General features: G+C 67.2%; 18 protein-coding genes. 11 read left to right on the forward strand and 7 right to left on the reverse strand.

Annotated features, from left to right (window positions below):
• Positions 1-472 (forward strand): transposase (locus KF688_18555; protein MBX3427687.1); only part of this gene is annotated, 472 nt, incomplete at its 5' end.
• A gap of 72 nt (positions 473-544) precedes the next feature.
• Here the strand turns inward: KF688_18555 and KF688_18560 are convergent.
• Positions 545-1006 (reverse strand): hypothetical protein, encoded by a 462-nt coding sequence (locus KF688_18560; GenBank protein ID MBX3427688.1) that lies wholly within the window; start codon positions 1004-1006, stop codon positions 545-547.
• A 237-nt stretch (positions 1007-1243) separates the two neighbouring features.
• On the opposite strand from KF688_18560, the gene queG reads away from it, so the two are divergent.
• The 6 genes from queG to KF688_18590 all read left to right on the forward strand — a co-directional run bounded on the left by queG (position 1244) and on the right by KF688_18590 (position 9192).
• Entirely contained in the window at positions 1244-2395 is a 1152-nt protein-coding gene (queG, locus tag KF688_18565; GenBank protein MBX3427689.1) for a tRNA epoxyqueuosine(34) reductase QueG, read from the forward strand.
• 136 nt (positions 2396-2531) lie between these two features.
• The gene (locus tag KF688_18570; GenBank protein MBX3427690.1) at positions 2532-3416 is read left to right on the forward strand and encodes a menaquinone biosynthesis protein; all 885 of its coding nucleotides are present in this window, start codon (positions 2532-2534) and stop codon (positions 3414-3416) included.
• A gap of 43 nt (positions 3417-3459) precedes the next feature.
• The gene (mqnC, locus tag KF688_18575; protein MBX3427691.1) at positions 3460-4605 is read left to right on the forward strand and encodes a dehypoxanthine futalosine cyclase; all 1146 of its coding nucleotides are present in this window, start codon (positions 3460-3462) and stop codon (positions 4603-4605) included.
• A 175-nt stretch (positions 4606-4780) separates the two neighbouring features.
• Positions 4781-5548 carry an ATP-binding cassette domain-containing protein gene (locus KF688_18580; GenBank protein ID MBX3427692.1) on the forward strand — a complete coding sequence of 256 codons (768 nt, stop codon included), beginning with the start codon at positions 4781-4783 and terminating at the stop codon, positions 5546-5548.
• 34 nt (positions 5549-5582) lie between these two features.
• Positions 5583-7895 (forward strand): CPBP family intramembrane metalloprotease, encoded by a 2313-nt coding sequence (locus tag KF688_18585; GenBank protein ID MBX3427693.1) that lies wholly within the window; start codon positions 5583-5585, stop codon positions 7893-7895.
• Positions 7896-7956: 61 nt separating this feature from the next.
• Complete coding sequence (locus KF688_18590; protein ID MBX3427694.1) at positions 7957-9192, forward strand: amidohydrolase family protein; 1236 nt, start codon at positions 7957-7959, stop codon at positions 9190-9192.
• Between the two features lie 87 nt (positions 9193-9279).
• Here the strand turns inward: KF688_18590 and KF688_18595 are convergent, their stop codons facing one another.
• The 4 genes from KF688_18595 to KF688_18610 all read right to left on the reverse strand — a co-directional run bounded on the left by KF688_18595 (position 9280) and on the right by KF688_18610 (position 14570).
• Positions 9280-11064, reverse strand: a complete 1785-nt coding sequence (locus tag KF688_18595) for a hypothetical protein (protein ID MBX3427695.1) — start codon at positions 11062-11064, stop codon at positions 9280-9282.
• Between the two features lie 64 nt (positions 11065-11128).
• A complete protein-coding gene (locus tag KF688_18600; GenBank protein MBX3427696.1) occupies positions 11129-12007 on the reverse strand; it encodes a hemolysin III family protein in 879 nt (292 codons plus the stop codon).
• A 154-nt stretch (positions 12008-12161) separates the two neighbouring features.
• Entirely contained in the window at positions 12162-13268 is a 1107-nt protein-coding gene (locus KF688_18605) for a serine/threonine protein kinase (protein MBX3427697.1), read from the reverse strand.
• Between the two features lie 324 nt (positions 13269-13592).
• Positions 13593-14570, reverse strand: a complete 978-nt coding sequence (locus tag KF688_18610) for a D-2-hydroxyacid dehydrogenase (GenBank protein ID MBX3427698.1) — start codon at positions 14568-14570, stop codon at positions 13593-13595.
• A 278-nt stretch (positions 14571-14848) separates the two neighbouring features.
• Here KF688_18610 and KF688_18615 point away from each other — a divergent pair, with 278 nt between their 5' ends.
• From KF688_18615 to KF688_18630, 4 genes are all read left to right on the forward strand, one after another.
• Positions 14849-15961, forward strand: a complete 1113-nt coding sequence (locus KF688_18615) for a DoxX family membrane protein (GenBank protein ID MBX3427699.1) — start codon at positions 14849-14851, stop codon at positions 15959-15961.
• A 64-nt stretch (positions 15962-16025) separates the two neighbouring features.
• Positions 16026-17825, forward strand: coding sequence for a Gfo/Idh/MocA family oxidoreductase (locus tag KF688_18620; protein MBX3427700.1), 1800 nt, complete (start codon positions 16026-16028; stop codon positions 17823-17825).
• Between the two features lie 273 nt (positions 17826-18098).
• Positions 18099-19022 (forward strand): hypothetical protein, encoded by a 924-nt coding sequence (locus KF688_18625; GenBank protein ID MBX3427701.1) that lies wholly within the window; start codon positions 18099-18101, stop codon positions 19020-19022.
• 78 nt (positions 19023-19100) lie between these two features.
• Entirely contained in the window at positions 19101-20777 is a 1677-nt protein-coding gene (locus tag KF688_18630) for a hypothetical protein (protein MBX3427702.1), read from the forward strand.
• A 28-nt stretch (positions 20778-20805) separates the two neighbouring features.
• Here the strand turns inward: KF688_18630 and KF688_18635 are convergent, their stop codons facing one another.
• Together KF688_18635 and KF688_18640 are read right to left on the reverse strand one after the other, a co-directional pair.
• Positions 20806-22887: a PDZ domain-containing protein gene (locus tag KF688_18635; GenBank protein ID MBX3427703.1), complete on the reverse strand. Its 2082-nt coding sequence runs from the start codon at positions 22885-22887 to the stop codon at positions 20806-20808.
• A gap of 96 nt (positions 22888-22983) precedes the next feature.
• Positions 22984-23988 (reverse strand): trypsin-like peptidase domain-containing protein, encoded by a 1005-nt coding sequence (locus KF688_18640; GenBank protein MBX3427704.1) that lies wholly within the window; start codon positions 23986-23988, stop codon positions 22984-22986.
• Positions 23989-23995 lie beyond the last annotated feature (7 nt).

Consider the following 23995-nt stretch of genomic DNA (forward strand, 5'->3'; position numbering starts at 1 on the left):
TGCGATCGAAACGCTGCAAGGCGTGGAGCAGTCGGCGCTCGTCGGCGCCAAGACCTACATCCCCGAGCGCGAGACGAACTGGAACTGGACGGGCAAGACGCCGGAGCAGAAGCGGGCCGTGCTCAACAATCGGGCCCGCACCGAGCGGGACTACGGCAAGCGGCTGCAGCGCCAGCGGAGCGAACGGGTCGAACGGAGCTTCGCCCACGTCTGCGACACCGGCGGCGGCCGCCGCACTTGGCTGCGCGGCCTCGCGAACGTTCGCAAGCACCACCTTCTGAAGGCCGCCGCGCACAACTTGGGCCTGATCCTCCGCAAGCTGCTGGGAGCGGGCAAACCGCGGGCCTACGCGGCGCTGTTGGCGCTTCTGCACGCCGTGCAGATCGCCCAGATTACGCGCCGCCGACTCCTACGCATCCTCGACGACCTGAACATGAACTCCCGACGCTCGCCGTTACGGTGGAGTGCATAGTTCCATCAGCCGCAAGAATCCGACATCTTCAACGGACTGCTAGCTGTCGATTGCGCGTCGGCCGGAGCTGATTCAGCGCTGCAGTACGGCCGTCTTGATCTCCGGGCCGCTCGCTTCGCCGCGGGGGCGATAGAACGGGTTGTGGATGACCAGCGGCTCGCTCGCGACGGATTGGCTCGTCATGCGATCGTTCGACTCCGCGGCCGCCGGCGCCGAGTCGTCGACCGTGGCGTGTCCCCGGTAATACGGATTGACGATCGCCACCGGCGTACATTGCTCGATCTCGGGCGTTTCGTGCGTCGGCAGGTAGGCGAACGGACTGTGGCCGTAGGTTCGCGGGACCGGCATGCTGTAGTACACCGGGGGAAAGGCGGCGTAGTACGGGACGCGGTCGGCTAGGACGCGATACAGATTGCCGACGTCCCAGAAGCCCATGCCGTAGCCGTACCCGCCGCATTGGGCGCGGGCGGACTGGCCGGCTGAGGTCAAGGCGACGGCGGCGACGGCGGCGAGCACGATTCGGGAAGCACGCATGGAAGGGTCTCGACGGGTGAGTCTCAATCGGGGCGAGAAAGGCGGGGCGCCGCAGGAGGCGGGTCTGTCTCTTCCACGCTAATTGGGCCCCGGCGTTTTCGCAACTTTTTGCACCCGGGGGGCCGGTTATGCGGGTTCTGCCGGGCTCGCGGAGCGACGGGGGGACGGGCTAAGGTGGAGAATCTCGACTTGCCGAGCATCGTTGCCGATGCCGCCGACTTGCCGCTTCGTTCGACCATGACTCCTGCCGATCTCACCGCCGCCGTGAAACGCCGGGCCGCCGAACTTGACTTCGGGCTGGTCGGGGTCTGCCCCGCCGTGGAACCGACGGGCGCGTCTCGTCTCGGCGAATGGCTTGAGCGGGGCTATGCAGGGCAAATGCACTATCTGGCCGATCGCCGCGACGCTTACGCCCATCCACGGCACGTGCTCGACGGGGCGTGCAGCGTCGTGATGCTCGGCATGCACTACCGAACCGAGGAGCCCGCGCCGCTGACGGCAGGCCAGGGGCGGGTCTCGCGCTACGCCTGGGGGGAGCGTGACTATCACGAGGTCATCCGCAGGCAACTCCACGCGCTCGCCGATTCCTTGCGCGAGCTCGTCCCCGCGGCGGCGACGCGCGGCGTCGTCGACACGGCCCCCCTGCTGGAACGCGAGTTCGCCCAACTCGCGGGGCTCGGCTGGATCGGCAAGCACACGTTGCTGTTGACCCGCGACGCGGGGAGTTACTTCTTCTTGGCCGCGCTGCTGACCGACGTCGAGTTGGCTCCCGACGCGCAGCACGCCGCCGATCACTGCGGCACGTGTACGGCGTGCCTCGACGCCTGTCCGACCGACGCGTTTCCGCAGCCGTACGTGCTCGACGCGACCCGTTGCATCAGTTACCTGACGATTGAACTGCAGGACCATGTCCCCATGGAACTGCGCCCCGGCATCGGCTCGTGGGCGTTCGGGTGCGACGTCTGCCAGGACGTGTGCCCCTGGAATCGTCGCGCGCCGCGGTCGCCGCGGGCGGAGTTCGTGCCCGACTCCGCGCTCGATCCGCTCGAACTGGCGCCGCTGTTCGAACTCGACGAAGGGGCGTTTCGCGCGAGGTTTCGCCACACTCCCCTGTGGCGAGCCCATCGACGCGGGCTGCTGCGCAATGCGGCCATCGTGATCGGCAACCAGCGGTACGAGGCGGGGCGCCGGGCCCTTGCGCGCGGGTTGCACGACGAGGAGCCGCTCGTCCGCGCCGCTGCGGCGTGGGCGCTGGGCCAAATCGGGGGCGAACCGTCGCGCGCCGTACTCCGCGACCGCGCAGTCGTCGAAGGCGACGCCGCGGTCGCCCAGGAGATTCGCGCCGCCCTCGCCGCTGCGATCGTCCCGCGCTCGCCGACCGCCACGTGATCGAACCGATTCGCCTGCGGTTCCCTCCCTGGGGCGACTCTCGGTCGCCTAGGCGGTCGAATCGGCGCACCCTATAATCCGTGCTCGCGAGCCGCGGGGCGAGACCAGCCGAGGCCGCGCCAGCACCAACTGCACCATGTCGATCACCGCCAACGCCGACGCTCGCTCCGGACGACCCGTCCGCATTGGCGCGGTGAACTACCTGAACACGAAGCCGCTCGTGCGCGGACTCGCCGAGTCGCTTCCCGCCGCGGAGGTCGAGTTCGAGGTTCCCAGCCGCTTGGCCGATCGACTGGCCAGCGGCGAGTTGGACGTGGCCCTCGCCCCGGCGATCGAGGTCGCTCGGCATCCGGAGTGGTCGATCACGTCGACTGCGTGCATCGGCTGTCGCGGGCCGGTGCTGAGCGTGAAGTTGCTGTTCCGCCGCCCCCCGGCGGAGGTTCGCACCCTCGCCCTCGACGAAGGCTCGCGGACGAGCGTCGTCTTGGCGCAGATCTTGCTCGCCGAGATCGTCGGCGTCCGCCCCGCCGTCGTGCCGTTGCCGTTGGACGCCCCGCTCGACTCGGTCGAGGCCGATGCGCTCTTGGTGATCGGCGATCGGGCGATCAAGCAAGACGTGACCCCGTTCGTCGAGGCCTGGGACTTAGGGGATCGCTGGCTTCGATGGACGGAACTGCCGTTCGTGTTCGCCGTCTGGGCGGCTCGGCCGGGATTCGACGCCGCTGAGATCGAGGCGGCGCTCGAGGCGGCTCGCGATCGGGGCGTTCGGGATCTCGAGCTCATCGTCGCTGAGCAAGCGACCGCCATGCGGTTGCCGGCTGAGTTGGTGCGGACGTACCTTCGCGACAACCTCAATTTCTACCTGGCGGCGGGGGAACGTCGCGGATTGGAGGCGTACCTCCGCAAGGCGGAGGCGCTGGGGCTGATTTCGCCGCGTGCGGGGGCCGTGCCCGGACCGCGCGGCGGTCCGGCAGCGGACGCGAGGGTTGACCGTGCTGAACAGTGCTCGTGCGGCGAGTGAACAAAGTTCAGGATCCAGTTTTTAGCGTGAAGGAATTGCGTCGATGATCGCCCCGCTGAGCGTCGCTGATCTGTTGGACAAGGCCGTCGCCGGCGAGCGTCTCTCGCCCGAGGAAGGCCTGCGGTTGCTGCACGTTTCGGACCTGGCCGCCTTAGGCCGCGCCGCGGACCAAGTGACCCGCCGGCTCCACCCCGAGAACTACCGCACCTACAACATTGATCGCAACATCAACTACACGAACGTTTGCACGGCGGTGTGCGACTTCTGCGCGTTCTATCGCAGTCCCAAGTCGAACGAAGGGTACGTCCTCGATCTCGACACGATCCTCGCGAAGACGGCCGAGACCGTCGCCCTGGGGGGCGAGCAGATTCTGCTGCAGGGGGGGCTCCATCCGGAGTTCAAGCTCGAGTGGTACGAAGAGATGCTCCGCGGCATCAAGGCCGCGTTCCCCCAGGTGAACATCCACGGTTTCAGCCCGCCGGAGATCTACCATTTCTCGAAGGTGAACAAACTGCCGCTGGAGACCGTGCTGGTGCGGCTCCGCGACGCGGGGCTGGGGAGCCTCCCCGGCGGCGGGGCCGAGATCCTGGTCGACCGCGTGCGCCGCGCCATCACTCGCGGCAAGGTGCTCGCCGACGACTGGCTCGACGTGAATCGCGTGTGGCACAAGCTGGGAGGCCGCAGCACGGCCACGATGATGTTCGGCCACGTCGAGACGCACGAGGAGCGGATCGAGCACTTGGAACGCCTGCGGCAGCTTCAGGACGAAACGGGGGGCTTCACGGCGTTCATCTGCTGGACCTTCCAGCCCGACCACACCGACATGGCCGACGTGCCGCCGACGGGGTCGTTCGACTATCTGCGGACCAACGCGGTCGCGCGGCTCTATCTCGACAACTTTGCGAACATCCAGTCGAGCTGGGTCACCCAGGGGCTCAAGGTGGGGCAACTCGCCCTGCTCTACGGGGCCAACGACATGGGGAGCCTGATGATCGAGGAGAACGTCGTCGCCGAGGCGGGGACTGTTCACCATCTGACGCTCCAGGAGATTCGCGCCGCGATCAGCGAGTTGGGATTCGAGCCCCGGCAGCGGAACGTCTTCTACCAACTGGTCGATCACGCGGCGGAAGCGACCTGCCTTGTCCCGCAAAGTCGGCAGAACCAGCCCACGCTGCCGATCCTAAACTGAGCGGTTCGCCGCGGCGAATACCCGGAACTGCCCGAGCCTGCTATCTTTCAGCAGGCGACCGCCGCCCCGTTCGACTGGAGGGACGGGCGCCTGGGGTCGTTCGATGCCGGCGCACGCGCGACGGTTCGATTCTGCCGACGGCGCCCCTGGCACGAACTCCCGACGAAGCTGAGCAATGATTGAAGCCCGCCAGCTCGTCAAAGCGTACGCCGATTTGCATCGGGGTCGGTTCGTGGCGCTTGACGGCCTGTCGTTCACGGCACGGCCGGGCGAGGTCTACGGCCTGCTGGGCCCCAACGGCGCCGGAAAAACGACCGCGCTGCGAATTCTGAGCACCGTCCTCGAACCGACCGGCGGGACGGCGACGGTGGGCGGGTACGACGTCGTCACGCAGCCTGCCGAGGTGCGCCGCAAGATCGGCTTCATCTCGACCAACACCGCGGTCTACGACCGGATGACCGCCTGGGAGATGGTCGAATACTTCGGCCGGCTCCACGGGATGGCGCCCGAGTTTTTGCGTGAGCGGATGGAGGGGCTGTTCGACCGGCTGCAGATGCAGGAGATCCGCGACTTGTTGGGCGCTAAGATGTCGACCGGCATGAAGCAGAAGGTGTCGATCGCTCGAGCGATCGTCCATGACCCGCCGGTGCTGATCTTCGACGAGGCCACCAGCGGGCTCGACGTGCTGGTGGCCCGGGCGCTGCTCGACGCCGTCGCCGAGCTGCGCGACGAGGGGAAGTGCATCGTCTTCTCGACCCACATCATGCGCGAGGCCGAGCGGCTGTGCGACCGGGTGGCCGTCATGCACCGCGGCCGCCTGCTGGCCGAAGGGACCCTCGAAGAACTGCGCGAGACTTGCGGCCAGCACGACCTGGAGGATCTGTTTTTCGAACTCATCCGCGGACAGGAAGCCGCGGGGAGTCGGCAGCCAGTTTCCCGCTGAGAGCCAAACACCAGTCGCCAACCCCCGCTTTCCTATGCAGTGGTCCAACGTCAAACTGATCTACCTGCGCGAGATGCGCGATCAGTTTCGCGATCGGCGGACGTTGTTCCTGATCGCGGTGCTGCCGCTGCTGCTCTATCCGCTGCTGGGGATGAGCTTTTTCCAGCTCGCCCAGTTCATGCGGAACGAATCGCCGCGGGTGCTGCTGGTGGGCGAAGAGGAACTCGCCGGGCACGACTGGCTGCCGCCGCTGGTGGGTCCTTCCGGCGACGAGTTCGCTCCCGAACTCGAGCGGTTCGCCGACCAGCGCGGGACGATCCAGCTCTTGCACGTGGCCGACTTCGCCGAGGCCCCGGAACTTAAGTCGCGCACTCCCCGCGGCTCCGGCCCCGTCGCGGAGACGGAGCGGCTCCACAAACTGGCCCGACGCCTGCTGGACGAAGGCCGGGTCCAGGCCGTGCTCTGCTTCCCCAAGAATCTCGGGACGAGCCTTGAATCGCTTCGCCAAGCGATGCAACAGCGCACGAGCGACAATCTGCCGCCGCTTCCCGAGTTGTTGCTGATGTCGAATCTGGCCAACGAGAAGTCGCGTCTCGCCCACCAGCGGCTGGAGCGGGTCGTCGAGACGTGGCGCAATCAGATTTCGCAATCCAACTTGGCCGCCGGCGAAATCCCCCCGGCGGCGACGCTGCCCTTCTCGCTGAGCGCGCTCGATCTGGCCCCCCCCGCGCAAAAGCGTTCCGCCGCGTGGTCGAAGATCCTGCCGTTCGTCGTCTTCATTTGGGCGCTCACTGGCGCGTTTTATCCGGCGGTCGACCTTTGCGCCGGCGAGAAGGAACGGGGGACGCTCGAGACGCTGCTGACCAGCCCCGCGTTGCGCCGCGAGATCGTCTGGGGGAAACTGCTGACCGTGATGAGCTTCAGCATGGCCACCGCCGTGCTCAACTTGGCCAGCTTAGGGCTCACGGCCAAGTTCGTGCTGGGGCAGTTCACGCAGATGGGGCTCGTGGCCCCCGACGCCCCGCTGACGCTGCCCTCGCTGGCCGTCATGGGCTGGCTGATCGTCGGATTGGCGCCGATCTCGGCCCTGTTCAGTGCGCTCTGCCTTGCTTGCGCGGCCTTGGCCCGCAGCACCAAAGAGGGGCAGTACTACCTGATGCCCCTGATGCTGGTGACCATGCCGCTGATGCTGCTGCCGATGTCGCCAGGGGTGGAACTCGACCTGGGAAACAGCCTCATTCCGCTGACCGGGTTGGTGCTATTGCTCAAGGCGGTGCTCGAAGGACAGTACCTCGAGGCCCTGCGATTCGCCGTTCCCGTGGCGGGGATCACTCTGATGGCCGCCCTGCTGGCGATTCGCTGGGCCGAGGAGCAGTTCAATCGCGAGAGCGTCCTGTTCCGCGAGAGCGAGCGACTGGAACTCGGCCGGTGGCTGGTCCACCTTGTCCGCGATCGGGGCGAGACCCCCAGCGCCGCTCAGTCCGTGCTTTGCATTGCGGTGATCATCGTCGTGCAGTTCTTCGTCACGGTGGCCGCCGTGCCGCCGCGCGAGGGGATTACGTTCCCGTTCTTCGCCCAGATGGCGTTTATCTCGCAAGCCGTGTGCATTCTCACTCCGGCGGCCTTGATGGCGCTGCTGTTGACCGGCAACCCCCGCAAGACGCTGCTGCTCGACCAGTGGCCGCGCATCAGCCACATTGCGGCCGCGATGCTGCTGGCCGTGGCGCTTCACCCGTTGAGTCTTCAGATGGTTAAGGGGATCCAGCTCATCTACCCGCTCGGCGAGGAGGTTCTTGCCCAGAACGCCGAGATCGAACGGGCCCTCGGCAATGCGCCCCAGTGGTGGTGGCCCTACCTGCTCATCGCGCTGCTGCCGGCGGTTTGCGAGGAGATCGCCTTCCGGGGGTTCATCCTGTCGGGGCTGCGCCGCATCGGCCACAAGTGGTGGGCCATCGGCTTCTCGGCCGTCGCGTTCGGCGCCGTTCACCTGTTCCTGCAGCAGAAGATCACCGCCGCGGTGATCGGGCTGGCGATCGGGTTCCTGGCCGTCCAGTCGGGCCGGTTGTGGACCTGCATGGCGTTTCACGCAACGCACAACGGCCTGCAACTGTTGGCGGCGAAACTCAGCGAACCCGACGCGGTCACGGAGAGCTCGTTTTTGTTTCGCTTCTACCAGGGAGACGCCCCCCTCGTCTCCGATCCCGCGATCCTGGCGATCTGCGGACTCGTCGCGATGACGATCCTGTGGGGCTTCCACTGGATCGGATATCAGCGAACCGACGAGGAGCGATTGCAGGAGGCCCGCGAGCGGCACGGGACCCTCGCCCCGTCGGAGGCCGCCGGCTAATATGCAGGCGACGAGCCGGGGCCGGTTCGTCGCTGGCCATGAGACCCGCGCCTCGCGCCGTATGACTCCCATCACCCTTCGCGCCCGGTGGATCTTGCCGATCTGCTCGCCGCCGATCGCCGACGGTTACGTGGCAATCGGCGCGGGGCGGATCGTGGCCGTCGGCAAGCGCGAGGTTGCGCAAGGGACGGTCGAAGACCTCGGCGACGTCGCGCTGCTGCCGGCGCTGGTCAACGCCCACTGTCACCTCGAGTTCAGCGGCCTGGCGGCGCCGCTCGGGGCGCCGGGGACGCCCCTTCCCGCGTGGATCGAGCAGGTCATCGGCGAGCGGAAACGAGGCCGTCGGGATCCGACCGCGGAGATTGCCGCGGGGCTGGTCGAGAGTCTGCAGGCCGGCGTGACGACGATCGGCGACATCGCCACCGCGTCCCCCGCGGCGTATTTCTCCTCGCCGCTTCCGGCGCGCCCTCGCCTCATCCGATTCCACGAGGCGATCGGCTTCTCGCGGGCTCGCAGCGAGTCGGTCTTCGCCGACGTGACGGCTCGCGCCGCCGCCACGGCCGGACACTTGGAGGCGAACGCCGACGGCGTCAGTCCGCATGCCCCGTACTCGGTGCACCCGGATCTCGTCGAGCGTCTATGCGTCTGGGCCGCCGAACGCAACGTTCCCGTGGCGATGCATCTGGCCGAGTCCCCGGAGGAACTCGAACTGCTCCAGAACGGCACAGGCCCGTTTCGCGAACTCCTGGAAGCCCGCAGCATGTGGGACCCCGCGGCGATCCCGCCGGGGACGCGGCCGTTGGCTTACCTGCGCCGCCTCGCCGTGGCGCCGCGAGCGCTGATCGTGCACGGCAATTACCTCGACGTCGAGGAGATCGCTTACCTGGCCGCGCATCGCGATCGGCTGAGCGTCGTCTACTGCCCGCGCACGCACGAGTACTTTGGTCACGAGCCTCATCCGCTGCCGGCGCTGCGGGCCGCGGGCGTGCGAGTTGCGTTGGGGACCGACAGCCGGGCGTCGAACCCCGATCTCGATCTCATGGGCGAGGTCCGCGCCGTGCTGAAGGCCCATCCGCAGTTGACGCCGACGGAGGCACTGGAGATGGCGACCCGCGAAGCCGCCGCAGCCTTGGGGGCGAGCGGCGACGTCGGCGCACTCTCCCCCGGACTGCGGGCCGATCTCTTGGCCATCCCCGTCTCTGCCGACGACGATCCGACCCCCGCCGTGATCGCCGCGCCCGATCCGCGCAACGTCTGGCTGGCCGGCGCGCTCGTCGCCGGTCCGGGCGCCCGTTGAAATACGTGCCAAGCACGCACACGGAACGCCAAGTTGGGGGGAGCTTGGCACAGGTCCGCGAGTCGGCCCGCTCCTTCGACGAGCCAGCTACTGCGCCGCCATCTCCTTCTGGACCGTCGCGATGTATTGCGACAGCCCCTCCAACGCCGCGGCGGGCCACACCATGTCCGCCTCCAGGCGGTCGGAGGCGATCTTAAGCGTGAACCCCACCGGCGGCGTCGCGGGATAGTCGGGGATCTCCGGCGCCCCGCCGCCAAAGTGACGGGTGAGCATCTTGAAGATCCGTCCGAACCACTGGACCGTCCCCTGCGGGCTCACGTAAAGTCGCCACGGCGCCTCGGGGTCAAACAGCGCCGTCGTCGCGGCGACAGGGGCCGAGTTCGCCAACGGCGATTCGGCGTGCGTCGCGGCAATTCCCAACTCGACGAGCGACTCGTCCGAGGCAATCCCCGACACGACCGTGCCGGCGTCGGCCGCGACCAGAGGCCAGCGGAGCTTTCCGTCCTTGCCGAACAGGTCCTCCGCGTAGGCGTCCATGAACCCGACGAGCTCGTCCGCCATGAGCTCGCCCAGGTCGGCTGAGAGTTCCAACGCCGGTTTGCCGGCGATCGTGCGGCGTTCCATCGCCCAGTGCATCTTCAGCTCGCTGGTGGAGCGCTCCATCAGGTCGTTGGCGATCTGCATCCCCTGCTCCCAGCGATCGAGCACCTTGGCGGAGTCGTCGCAGCCGAGCACCATGTAGTAGTTGCTCATCAGGGCGTCGTTTTCCTTCCCTGGCAGGTAGGCGATCGACAACGAATTGACTCCGTCGTACATCGTTCGCTGCTTGTCGAAGGCGGCCTTCAGTTCCTCCTCCGGAATTCCGCCGAAGCCGAATCCGTCGGGGTCGAGCGCGACGAGCCGATCGTTCAAGTCGACCAGGAACTCGGCGAATCGCCCAGAAACGGGGCCCCCGCCGACGGCGACGAACGGCTCGTCGGCGTAGCCGCGCAGCAGTTGCGGGACCGGCGCGGCGCCCTCGCCGAGCTTCCCGAGTCGGCTGTTCGGCTTGAGCAGCGCTCGTTTGCCGAGGCGCAGGTTCGCGTCGTCGTCGATCGACAATCCGACGGCCACCGCGTGGATCTCGTCGCTGCAGTTGCCGAGAAGGAGGTCGAGCATGGCGAAGCTGCGCTTCATCTCGGCCACGGTGTCGGCGAACGCCTCGTCGGCGAATTGCTCCTCGAATTCGGCGCTTTGACTGGCGAGTCCCTCGCGGCCGAGCTTCCAGACCAATTCCGCCCCGGCGGGCAGCAGCATAGCCGTGACTTGGTTCGCGGCGAACCAGCTCCCCAACGTCTCGAGTTCGGGCGCGAGGGTCGGTTCCGCGCCGAGCACCTGTTCGAGCCTCTGGCGATGCTCGACGTTCATCAACAGCGCGAAGTTCTCCGCCTTGCCGACCAGCAATTCCTCGCCCGCCACGACTACTCGGCAGATTTCGCCCGTGGGATCGCCGTTGAGGGGCGCGACGAATTCGGCGTACTCGTTCACGGGAACCGCCAGCAGCGGCACGAGCGCCGGCTTCCCCTCGGCGCCGGGCAGAAACGCCAGCGCCATGTCGCCGGATTTGTCGATTCCAGGGCCCAGGCCCGTGGCCAATTGCAACAGTGCAAGCGGCGGGGGCGCCGGGGCGTTGAACATTTGCAGCAGTCGCTGTGCCTTGGCGTCGGTGTCGGCCAAGTCGGCGATGACCACCACCCCCAGCGCATCGGCCGGGACGTGAGCCAGCACGACCGGCGACTCCGTTGCGACCGCCTCGGCGGCGTTCGACGAACGGCACGCGACGCCGACCGCCAACAGGACCAGCGTAAACCAACGACGCGAAGGGGAGAACATGATGCAAACTCTGGAATGGATCGGATCAGGTCGGCGGCCAAGTCAGCCGCGGGCCGGCCTATTATCAGCCGCGCAACGATCGGGAACAAGCGGCGTTGCCGGCAGCGTCCGAATCGGAGCGGATCGCCGGCGAGGGCCCCGGGCGCGAGTCGTCGGCGCCCTGCTGGCGCTCCTCGCGCCGGTCCACGCACTCGGGTTCGACGCCCGCAGCCAATTCGGAACTGTCGGCAGGCGTCTGCGCCAGGCGAGCCGCAGAGTTCTCGGGGTCGATCTTCAGCCGCAAGCCTCCGTCGGCCACGGCGAAGACGAACGACCAGTGGCAGGCCAAGCCGATCAGCACTGCGATGTGGAAGACTTCATGCGGTTCGACGACGCCGGGAACGATCACCGGCCAGCGGAACGCCTCCAAGAGCGCCCCGATCGAGTAGGCGACGCCGCCCCAAAAAATCGGCTCAACGAATCGGAATCCGTAGCGCCGGGCCAGCGCGATGCCCGACCCCAGGCCGACCCATCCCATGCCGAGATACAAGCCCAGCCCCAGTTTTTGCGGCATTGAGTCGAAGTACGCCATTTTCAGCGAGATGGCCGTCGCCGCGAATCCCCAGATCAGGACCAGAACCCCCCACCGCCCCCAGCCGCGGAACAGGATGATGTGAATCGGGGTGAACGAGCAGGCAATGAGCACGAAGATCGCCGCGTGGTCGAGCATCCGCAGCACGCGGCGAGCGGCGCCGCCGTCGGCCACAAGGTGATACGTGCCGCTCATCGAGAGCAGAAACACCGTGCCGAACGCGAACGTGGCGAGTCCGGTCGTGCGCAGGTTGCACCCCAGCCCGCGGCGAAACAAAAACGGGGCCAGCACCAAAAACGCCCCGGCGCCGACGAGGTGCGACAGGCTGCTGAAGGGTTCATAGAACCCAGGAATGGGAGTGATGGCAGCCATGGTCGCAGCGTAGCCGGTCCCCCGCGACGATGCCAGGAGTCGCGCTGCGGCTGCGAACTCGGGACGTTGCGTGCAGCGGCGGAATGGGGACCGTCAAGAAGGGGGCTTAGCTGTCTGTCCTTCGCACCGTGACGCGAGTTTCACAAGTCGACGCTCAATCGAGCTCCGCGAGCCAGACTCGCAGCTCGTTTTCGTACTCGCTCGCCAGATCGCCGATGATCAAAGTCCGCTGGAACTCGGCAAGGCCCTCGGGTCCGCTGTCGGCCTCTTCCGCGCTGCCGTAACGCAGCAGCGGATCGGCCGCGGTCAGCCGCCGGCAGATGTTCATCAGCAGATCGCTGTCGGCGACGTCGTCGGGCAGAATTCGGTCGAGTTGCTGCGGCAGCAGGAATTTGGCCTCCATCAACTCGCCCAGCGAGTTGAGCCCCGCGAACAGGGGCCGCCCGGCCAGCAGTTCGATGAGCACGTAGCCCAGGCTGGCCAGATCGCTCCGCGGCGTGAACTCGTTGCGTTCAAGCATCTCCGGCGCCGCGTACTGCGGCGTGCACATCCGCTGCTCGGGCATGTTCGCCAGATGGAGCGCCGAGCCGATGTCGACGATCTTCGCGTTGCCGGTCCGTTTGATCATGATGTTCGCCGGCTTGAGGTCGCCGTGAACGATCTCCTCGCGGTGCAAGGCCGCCAGGGCCGACAGGCACTGACGCATGATCGAGACCGCCACTCCCGGCTTCAGCCGCGGCCGCACCGGGCCGGCGGTGACGATGACGTTGTTCACGTAGTCCCAGCGCCGCTTGCTGACCCGCTGCTGCAGCCGGGCGAGCATCGCCGGGGTCAGCAGCCGGTCGAGGTCGTACCCGTCGACCCACTCCATCTCCATCATGCGGATGCGGTTGCGCTCGACGAAGTTCTGCACGTCCAGCAAGCTGTCGTGCTGGATCTTCGCCACGCTGCACGCGACCGCGGCAATGCGGTTCATCGCGTTGTCGTAGGCGTTCTGGCTGCTGAATCGCTCAGGCGAGAAGACTTTCAGCGCCACCGGCAGCGTGAACCCGTCGCAGCCGCGGCGGTCGGTCAAGTAGACGACCCCCTGTCCCCCGGTTCCCAAGAGCCGGCGGAAACGCAAATGTTCGGTCCAACCCAGGTGCTGCCCTTCGAGCAGTTGCTCGTAGCGCTGATAGAGGTCCGAAGGACACGAAGAAGGTTGGCGGCCGTCGAACGTGATCGTTCGCGTGCCGCGAAGAATGGTCGTCGAGGGATTCATCCAGGTCCTTGCATCGAGGAGGGCGACGACGCTGCGCACGAACAAGGCAAGAGCGCAGTGCGGCCGGAGCCGAGATCGGTCGTCGTCGCCTAGGGCGCCATCCGTGGTTCGCCGTCTACAACAATATCTTAGGCACCGGCGGGGAAAATGGTCCAGTCGTGAAAATGGGCCGCGGTGCGGAGAACCACGCCTGTGCCTCGGTATTCCCGCTGGTTTTGCGAGTTTTACGGGTCGTCTGGTGCGCGATTTTCGGTCGGACTACGGTCGTCCCGCGCTGGTTCTGTTGCGGTTCCCTGCCTGAGGACTGCGTGGTGCGTCTCTTTCCTACTCGACCCGGAGAATCGACTCCGGGTTCGGGAACCCGAGCCGTTTGTCGACCAAGTTCACCAGCGGCTCTCCGGCGCGCCAGCGGCGGATGTTCTCGCAGAACAGGTCAGTCATGTCGTCGATTCGGCTCGCCCGCTGCCCCCCCACGTGGGGCGTGATGATCAGCCGCGGTTCGTCCCAGAGCGGGCTCTCCGCCGGCAGCGGTTCGACCGCCGTGACGTCGATCCCCGCCCCCCATAAGCGGCCGTCCCTCAGCGCCGCCGCTAGATCCTCCTCGACCACCAGCGGCCCGCGGGCCACGTTCACCAGTACCGCCCCGGCAGGCAGCAGCGCCAACCGCCGGGCGTCGATCATGTTGCGAGTGTGCTCGTTCAGCGGCGCGGCGAGAATCAACACGTCGATTCGCGGCAACATGTCGTCCAGGGCGTCGGCAGGCAGGAGTTCGTCGACGTAAGGGAACTGTTGATCGGGAAACCAATCGGTCGCCAGCACGGTGGTCTCGAATCCCTTGAGCACCTTGGCAAGCCGACGCCCGTTTCCCCCCAGGCCGACGATCCCCACAGTGGCGCCGTGCAGATCGCGCGTCGGCCGGCGAGTGAAGTCGCGCGCCGCCTGCTGCCGCAAGAACCGCGGCACGTCGCGGAGCACCCCGAGCAGCAAAGCGAGCGTCTGATCGGCCACCTGCTTGGCGAGCACTCCCGAGGCGCTCGTCACCGTCAGGTCCGAAGCGACGACGCTCGGCACGAGACAGTGATCCATCCCCGCGGCCGAGGATTGGATCCACTGCAGGCGCCCCGCGGCGACCGTCTCGTCCCAGGGGACCGGGACCTTGCAGTGCCCGCAAAACACGTCGGCCGTGGGCAGCAGTTCGGCAATCCGCTCCTGCGTCGCGTCGACGACCTCGGCCCCCGGCCACGCGGCCTCGATACGAGCCACATGCGATTTTTCCACCGGATAACAGAGCACGATACGCATAGCACAACTGCCAAGGGGGAGGATTGGGGGGAATTGGCGAGAAAACTCGGCGATATCTCTCTGACGTGGGCAAACATTCTCGCCCGAAAACCGACGCCGTCCCCCGCCGAGCCGCTGGAGGGGTTGGCCGCCAGTTTCTACAATGGCGGAAAAGATTGAAATCGCGCAAGACGATCGCGCGGTCGGACTCTCCTCCTTTGGGTTCCTCAAATCTTCTCGCCCCGACCCCGTGTTGAGTAGGGGGCGATTCTGCGGGCCGCGCAATCGGAGACAGCAGCGTGACTGAACCATGCTACAGCGACTGCACGCTGGCGACCCGGCCGAAGCTGACGGCCTTGGCGATCGTGGCGCTGGTGCTTCTGCGTCTCGCGGCGGGCTGGCATTTCTGGAGCGAGGGAACCAAGAAGCTTGCCCGCACCAGCGACGGTTCGATCACGCTCAACCCCGAGTTCTCGGCCGAGGGATTTTTGAAGCAGTCGGTCGGGCCGCTGGCCGAGTTCTTCAAGGGCAAGCTCCCCGACAACCATCAGGCCGCCAAATTGCTGGCGACGCCGCACCAACTCCCCGAAGCGGAGGCGGCGAAGCTCGGCGCTTGGGCGACCGGCTACGAACAGCGTCGCGCCAAGGCGGTCGCTGACAAGCAGCCCCCGCTGCCCGCCGAGTTTCCCGACGACGCCCCCTACGCCGCCTGGGCGAAGCAGGTCGTCGCCGATTTTCGCCAGACGCTGGATCGCGTCCTGAAACTGCCGGGGCTTGACGATCTGCAGCAGACCGCGGCCGCCAAGCATGTCGAGTTCCGCGAACGGCAACTTGCCGAGTACCTCGCCGGCGAGGCGAATGCGATCGCCCAGTGGCGCCATGAACTGTGGCGACTTTCCGAGTGGGAGCAATCCGACGAGGCTCAAGAACTGCCGTTCAAAGAAGAGCGGATCGCCGAGAAGCGAGCCGAGACGGCCGCCGCCGGCCGGGCTTGGATGCAACAGGTCGCGGGGATCGAACGCGGGCTGGTCGACGATCTCAAGAGTCTTGCCGACGCCAAAGACGGCGAGACGCTCCGCGCGGCAATCGACTCCGCAGCGAGCGATCCCAAGCTTGCCGAGCTTCGCAAGATGAACCTCGTCGTGACGACGCTCATCGTCGCGGTCGGATTGTGCCTGCTCTTGGGCTTGTTTACGCGACTGGCCGCCCTGGGGGGGATCGCGTTTCTGCTCAGCGTCGTCGCGACCCAACCCCCGTGGGTCGCCGGCGCGTCGCCGGTGTACTATCAGGTCGTCGAAGCGGCCGCCTTGTTCGTCTTGTTCGCCACCGCCGCGGGGCGTTTCGCGGGACTCGACTTCTTCCTGCACGCCTTATGGCGCCGCTGCTGCGGCCGAAAGCCCGCCGCCGCTTGATGCCGTCGCCCGCGCGGCGAGTTCCCCTGATCCCCGACCTCTCCCCTCTCTCCCCTCCCCCGCCATGAACCTTACGCCCGAACAACGCGACATCGGCAAGCAGAACTTCTACGAAGCGCTGGGGACCACGCGCCGCGACTTCCTCAAGGGGTCGGCCCTGTCGGCCGCGCTGGCCGGCACGGGGCTGGGCGCGGCGTACTTCGGCTACGGCGCCAAGGTCGACCGCCCGCTGCGGGTCGGCATCATCGGCACGGGGGACGAAGGGAACGTACTGATCGGCGCACTGAACCCGGCGTACGTCGAGGTCGTGGCCATCGCCGACATCCGGCCTTACAACATTCACCGCGCGTTCCATGGCCATCAGGCCGCCCTCGCCCCCCGCCCCGGGCTGATGAAGATCTACGGCTGGTCGAGCGAAGACGAAGCCCGCAAGCAGGTCAAGGTTTACACGGGCGACTACAACGAACTGATCGACGATCCGGCCGTCGAGGGGGTGATCGTCGCCCTGCCGTTGTGGCTGCACGACGTCGCGGCGATCGCGGCGATGCGCAAGGGGAAGCACGTCCTGACCGAGAAGCTGATGGGGCAGACCGTCGGACGCTGCAAGGAGATGGCCCGCGTCGCCAAGGACTCGACCGACGCGGACGGCAATCCGATTCACCTCGCGACGGGGCACCAGCGGCACTACAGCATCCTGTACGACAACGCGGTCGATCAGATTAAGCGGGGGCTCATCGGCGAGATCCACCACATCCGCGCCCAGTGGCACCGCGGCAATCTGCCGGGCGCCGACAGTTGGCGCCCCGCGATGCCGACCAAGGAGTTGCCGAAGCGAGAAATTGACCTGGCGCTGAAGGCCGCTCGGGAGCAAGACGGCGGGAAGGACGGAGCGGCCGTGGCGGCCGTGAAAGAGGAATACAAGATCCTGCTGGACCTGTTCAACCGCGAGGGCCGCATCGCCGCGACGACCAATCCGTCGGAACGCGAGAAGCTCGAGGCCGAACTTGCCGAGTTCCGCGCTCAACTCGAGGATTTCCGCGTCGACGCCGCCAAGTACGGTTACGTTTCCAAACAGATCGCCGGCGGCGACTACACCTACTCTCCGCTCGAAGAACTGATCCGCTGGCGGTTGTTCGACCGCACTGGCGCGGGGCTCATGGCCGAGTTGGGGAGCCACCAACTCGACGCCTCGGGCATCTTCGTCAGCAGCCAACGCGACGATGGCGAGAAGGTCCACCCGCTGGCCGTGCAAGGGATCGGCGTCCGCTCGCTCTTCCCTGCCGATCGCGAGGTGGACGACCACGTCCACTGCTCGTTCGAGTACCCGATGCGGGGCTACTACGAGGACTTCAAGACGCAGAAGCTCGCCAATCCCAATCGTCGGCTGGTCGTCAGCTACAGCTCGCTCAACGGCAACGGGTTCGGCAATTACGGCGAAGTCGTCCTGGGGACCGCCGGGACGCTGATTGTCGAGAGCGAAAAGGACGTCATGCTGTTCCAAAGCGGCAACGCCAGCGTGAAAATCGCCGTCAAAGAGGGCCCCGGGGGCAAAGCGGCGATGACCAGCTACGAGACGGGGGGCGGACAGGCCGCCGCGATCGCCCAGGCGGCGACCCCCAAGGACGTCAGCCGGGGCTACCGCGAAGAGATCGAGCACTGGGCGTGGTGCATCCGCAACCCGGCCCCTGAGCACCAGGTGAAGTGCACCCCCAAGGTCGCCATGGCCGACGCGGTGATCGCCTTGGTCTCCAACATGGCGATGCGTGAGAACCAGCGGATCGAGTTCAAGAAGGAGTGGTTCGAGATCGAATCGGACGAAACTCCCGAAGGGGTCGCCCCGCGGAGCCTCGATTCGTTGGCGTGACGAACGCTCGATGCCCGGCTCGTCGCGAATCTCTGGGCTGCGCGAGACTCGATCGGAGCACGCATCAAGATTTCCTCCGGCTTTTTAGGGGGACACCCCAATTTGCCGTTGTGTTCGGCGCCTGCGGTGCAGGGAGATATGAATTTTGCATGTAAATAGGTGTTTAGGGAATGAACTCGATTGACGGGCGTCCCTCCGCCGCCGTAGTTTAGCGGTTGTGCATTCGCGTTCGGTCGCGACTCGTCGCGTCGTTTTTCTGCAGGGCTGACGTCTATGGATCGTTCTCTTCAGCGCACGGTGCGAAGTTCCTCGCCGTTCTTCGTACTGGTTTTCGCAGTCGCGAGCAGTCCTTCTGCAAGCAGATCCGAACAGTTCGTCTGGCTGCCGGTCGATCTCGGCTGGTCCGACTTCACGACGAACGACGATGCCGGTTACGACGAGGGTTTCGGCTCGGGCTTCAAGGTCGGGTTCGATCTGGGTTTGGAGAGCGGCCGTGAACGGGGCGCTTCGGCCGGCGAAGGGGAAGGGTACACGCAGGGGTTCAACGACGGTTGGGAGCGAACATACCAAGCTGCGTATGACTTGGCGTACGCCCTCAATGTCGATTTGGGGGTCCACAAAGGGGTCGTAGTCGGCTACGCCAGCGGTTTTGCCAAGGGCTTCGAAAGGGCTGAACTCGATCTCCGGATCTATCTCAGCACGTTCAGCATGAATCCCGCGGGAGGCGGGGGGAGTTCCGGTTCGAGCAGCGGTGCGATTTTGACGATCGTCAACTCATGGACTAACGATCAGCTCCTGGGTGGCGATGGCTCCCCTCGAACGTACGACGCCGGTTTCAGGCAGGGAAAATCGGCGGGTTTTGACGAAGGGTCCGCGGTCGGCTACGACGAAACTTACAGTGCGGCCTTCGACGCCGCTTACGGTCCCGCTCTCGACTTGGGGCTCGTCGCCGGCGCTTCCGCCGGCGAAGTCGCCGGGGCCCGTGAAGGGTTTCAGGACGGTTACTCGCTCGGCTTCGCGGCGAGCGAGCCCGTCGGGCTCGATGAAGGATACCGCTTCTTCTTCACGGGGATTATTTTACCCCCGCCGACTGCACGAAGCCTCGGTCTAGCGGTCTCCGTCGTCCCCGAGCCGGCAAGCGTCGGGCTTGCAAGCATCGTTCTGGGGATCGTCGCAATCAGGCGACGCTGGCGCTGACTCGCCCTTCAATTTCTCCGCAGCGCTTGTAGGATGTTGGGCAATTGCCTGCGCCTGAAGCTTGACGGGAGAATCACCATGCGTTTTCGCTCGCAGGACGTCGCGTGCGGCGCCGCCTGTCTGGCCGTTGTCGTCCTGGCGGCGCTACCGGCTTCGGCCCAGTCGCCTGCCGAGGCGAGTCCCAACGAGGGATTGCCGGGTTTCGACGGCTATCATCGCCCGATGACGACCCGCTCGCCCGAAGCCCAACGGTGGTTCGACCAAGGGCTGCAGCTCCTGTACGGGTTCAACCACGACGAAGCGATCCGTTCGTTCCACCGGGCCGCGGAACTGGACCCCGACTGTGCGATGGCCCACTGGGGGGTCGCGTACGCCCATGGGCTGCACATCAACAACCCGGTGATGACGCCCGAGCACAGCGATCTGGCGTTTGCCGCCGCTAAGCGGGCCGTCGCCGCCCTGGACGACGAAACCCCGGTCGAAGCGGCCCTGGTTCGGGCCGTGAGCGTCCGCTACGCGTCGCCGCCGCCGGAGGATCGTCGTTCGCTCGACGAGGCGTACGCCGACGCGATGGAGGCCGCGTGGCACGATTGCCCCGACGATCCCGACGTCGCGGCCCTGTTCGCCGAGGCGCTGATGAACTTGCAGCCGTGGGACCTCTGGACGGCCGCGGGCGAGCCGAAGGGACGCACGCTCGAGATCGTCGCGGTCCTCGAAAAACTGCTCCGCACGACGCCCGCCCACCCCGGCGGGAACCATTTTTACATCCACGCCGTCGAGGCCTCTCCTTGGCCGGAGCGGGCGACCGCCGCGGCCGATCGGCTTCGCGACCTGGTTCCCGGCTCGGGGCATTTGGTGCACATGCCCTCTCACATCGACATCCGCACCGGGCGCTATGCCGCTGCGGCCGCCGCGAACGAGCGAGCGATCGCCGCCGACGAGCGGTACTTCGCCCGCGCTCCGCGCCCCGAGTTTTACAACGTCTACTTCCTGCACAACATCCATTTCCTCGCCTACGCGGCGATGATGGAGGGCCGCTGCGAGGCGGCGCTTGCTGCGGCTCGCAAGTTGGAAGGGGTCGCCCCCGAGCCGTTTCTCCGGGAGTTCGTCGTGATCGCCGACGGATTCATGACGACGACGCTGCACGTGCTGGTGCGCTTCGGCAAGTGGGACGAGATCCTCGCCGAGCCCGAGCCTCCCGAATGGCGACTCTTCTCGCGGGCCGAGCGGCATTACGCCCGCGCACTGGCGCTGGCGAATCTCAAGCGGATCGCCGAGGCCCGCCGCGAGATCGAACTGCTCGACGAGACGGCGGCGGGGCTCACCGACGAGTGGCTCATGGGCAACAACAAGGCGAGCGACGTGCTGGCCGTGGCCCGCACGATGGCCGAGGGAGAGATCGCGTTCCATGCGGGCGATCGGCCTCGGGCGTTCGACCTGCTGCGCCAAGCTGTCGCCGGCGAGGACGCGTTGGCGTACGACGAACCGCCCGGCTGGATGCAGCCGGTGCGGCACGCCCTGGGTGCGTTGCTGCTGGCCGACGGTCAGCCCGCCGCGGCCGAGACGGCGTACCGCGAGGACCTCGAACGTCACCCGAACAACTCGTGGTCGCTGTTGGGACTGCAGCAGGCGCTGGCCGAGCAGGGGAACGACGCGGCGGCGCGCGAAATGACCGCGGAGGTGAAGGCCGCGTGGGCTCGGGCCGACGTGGCGCCGGAGGCAAGCTGTTACTGCCGCCGCGCCGCGGAGCAGTGAGGCGGCCGAACTTGCCGGCGGGTTCGCATCAAAACCGATCGAGCCCGTCCAGCCACCGGGCGATGATCCCCCGCGACTGGAGGTCGAGCATCCCGGCGCGGTCGATCGTGGCGCGGCGCGTGGTCTGGCTCACCGGGTATCCCGCTTCGATCAAGCGGACCGCGTCGCGGCGCACCAGCGCCGAGAAGGGAGAGTTCTCGGTCGCGATCATCAGCACCGCCAGCGGCGCGCCGGGGGCGTTCTCGGGGACCTTCGCGGTTCGAGGCAGCGGCGCTGCGACCGCCGCAACTCCGGCCAACCGGCCGCGCATCTGCAGTGCGAGCGAAAGGGCCATCTGCCCCCCCTTCCCCTCGCCGGCGACGACGATCCGCCGCGGGTCGACGCCGAACCGGCTGGCCGCCAGGGGCAACAGTCGAGCCAGATACTCCGCGTCGTCCCCCGACCAGCCCGCTTCATCCCCCGGTTCGGCGAGCACCAGCGCGACTTGCGCTCGACCAAGCGCCGCGCGCCAGGAGCGAGCGAGTTCCTGCGTGACCTCGGGGTCGCTCCCCCCCAGCCACAACAACAGTCCCGGCGCGCCTGCCGAAGCTCCCATGGCCGGCGGCGCGAGTCCGCGAGCCGTCATCGGGAACTCGGGGAGTTTGAGCTCGACGAGCGCAATCTCGTCGCTGGCCGCTGCGTTGTCGGTTCCCAACTCGGCCGCGGCCGGCATATTGCTCGCGGAGAGCAGATCGGTCGGCAAGGGGGCGAGCTGCACGCGGTACTCGCTCGTCTCGCCGGCTCGAACTGCCGCGACGGTCGTCTCCTTGCCGGCGGGCAGGGTCGCGAGCGCGTTCGCCGCGTCGGCCGCGTCGGCAATCGTCGCGTCGTTGATTTTCGTCACGCGATCCCCCGGCAGCAGGCCCGCCCGGGCCGCGGGACTGTCGGGCCACGCGGCGCGGATTGCGACTCCCGCGATCGCCGTGTCGAGTTTCACTTCGTCTGCGGCAGGATTTTCGTCCTTATCCTTGTTCCCCGGCTCGGTTTGAACGTTGGGGACCGAGTCGCCGCGCTGCGGCAGCACGCCCAAGAACCCTTGCTGGTACGGGGGCAGCTTGGCGACGAGCGTGACGCGGGTGTCAAGCTCCTCGGCGTCGTCTCCCTGCCCGCGGCGCACTCGCACCGAGAGCGAGTCCCCGGCGTACCGGGGAGCCACTTCCGTCCGCAGTTGGATCTGGGTCGAGACGGCCCGCCCGTCGACCGCGACGACAAGATCGCCGGATTGCCAACCCGCCGTCTCGGCGGGCGAGCCGGGCCAGATCGAGGTGATCCGCGGCTCGGCAGCATGGGGGCTCCCTTCGGTCATGCCGATCCCCAGCACGCCGCGCCGCAACTCCCCCGCGGCGATCCAGCGGTCGAGCTGTCCGACGACCGTCTCCAACGGAATCGCAAATGCGATGCCCGAGTCGTAATACTCAACGCCCGCGACTTCGCTCGTCTCGGCCATCGGCCCGCCGGGACCGGGAGGGGCCATCGGCACGAGCACCCCCAGCACGCGCCCGCGGAGGTCGACGAGGGGACCGCCGTAGTTCGCCGCCGAAACTTTGGCGTCGGTCTGAATCGCCCGACCGAGTTGCCGCCCTAGGGCGCTCACGACGCCGACCGACAGGTTCACGCGCTGCGGATCGAATGTGCGTCCCAAGGCGATCGCCCACTGGCCGACGCGCACCTCGTCCAGCGGCGCCGGCTCGGCGACCGGCAACTCGAGCCCCGCGGGGAGGTCGATCTTAAGCAGCACCAGCATCCGGTTGTCGTCGCGTCCGACGAGCTCCGCGGGCCGTTGGGTTCCGTCGGGAAGCCGTACGAGGATCGACGACGGATTCTGGGCGAAGCCGAACGCGCTCGACACGATGTAGCCGTCGCTCCGCACCGCCAAGCCGGTGGTCGGGCCCTGGGCGAGCACCCGGTCGTCGACTTGCTCGAGCCCGCCGATGGTGCGAACCTGCAGAACCGTCGGCGCCATCCGCCGGGCCGCGGCCTGCAGCGCCTGCTGCTCGGCGTCGGAGAGCTCGTCGCTCGCCTGCGCCGGCGCGGCCGTCGCGACAAGCAACGCGATGGTCAGGGTCCGCAAGACGAGGAGCGAACGAGCCCCGTTCAGCAAAGGATGTTGCAGGCTGCGAGTTCTCGGCATCGGCTTCGTCCGCTGGTTGTTCGGCAAGATCGGCGGTCACTTGTCCGCGGATAGCACGAGGTCCGCCAATTCGCCGTCGCGCAGCACCGAGAACCGCACCTCGTCGCGGCGGTCGATCCGGCGGAGAGCCTCGACAACCGCGGTGCAGGAAGCAGTCGGTTCTCCCGCGACGAACACGATCAAGTCGTCGCGCCGCAACCCTGCCGCGGCGGCCACCGACCCCCCTTGCACGGCGTCGACGAAGGGGGGCGTACGGGCGAGCAGATTCGGCACCAGCACGATTCCCAGGTCGGCCAGCGTCAGCGGCTCCTCGGGCGCGAGGGCCAGTTCCCCTTCGTCGATCGCCCGACCCGCGATAATCGCCTCGACCGAGCCGACCCATGCCTCGGCAGGGAGCGCGTAGTTGAGCCAGGCGCCCGTCACGCGGCTCCGCAACTCCTTCCCCAGCACCCCCAACAGCCGGCCCCGCCAATCGACCAAGGCTCCCCCCGCAGCGCCCGGGTTGTTGGCGTGCAAATCGAGCAGATACGCCTGCCCCTGATAGTTGGATTGAAACGCTCCGCGCCGCGCTTCGAGCGGGGCCACCGCGGCGATCACTCCCTGCATGACGCTCGCCGGTTCGTCCCCCGCGGCGATGCCGTAGAGATTGCTCACCGCCAGAACCCGATCGCCGGGCGAAGCGGTTGCTTGTTCGTTCAGGTCGAACCACTCGATCGGCTCGTCGCCGACGTCGACCTTCAGCACGGCCAGTTCGAGCACCGGATCGCTCCCCACGAACTTGGCCGATAGGCGGCGCCCGTCGTCGAGCACGGCGACCACGTCGTCGGTGTCGAGCACGTAGCTGAGCGCCGTGAGGACATGCCCCTCGCCCGAAACAAGCACGCCGGTCTGGTACGCCTCCAGCTCGCGCAACCCCCCCGCGCCGTAGATCTTGACGACCTTGCGCTGCGTGCCGCGAATGACGCGGTAGGGAGAGACGGCCTCGGCATGCGCAGCGATCGACGCCCCTGTTCCCCACGTCACGACGAATGCCGCCAGCATGCGCAAC

The sequence above is a fragment of the Pirellulales bacterium genome, assembly GCA_019636345.1.
Classification (GTDB): domain Bacteria; phylum Planctomycetota; class Planctomycetia; order Pirellulales; family Lacipirellulaceae.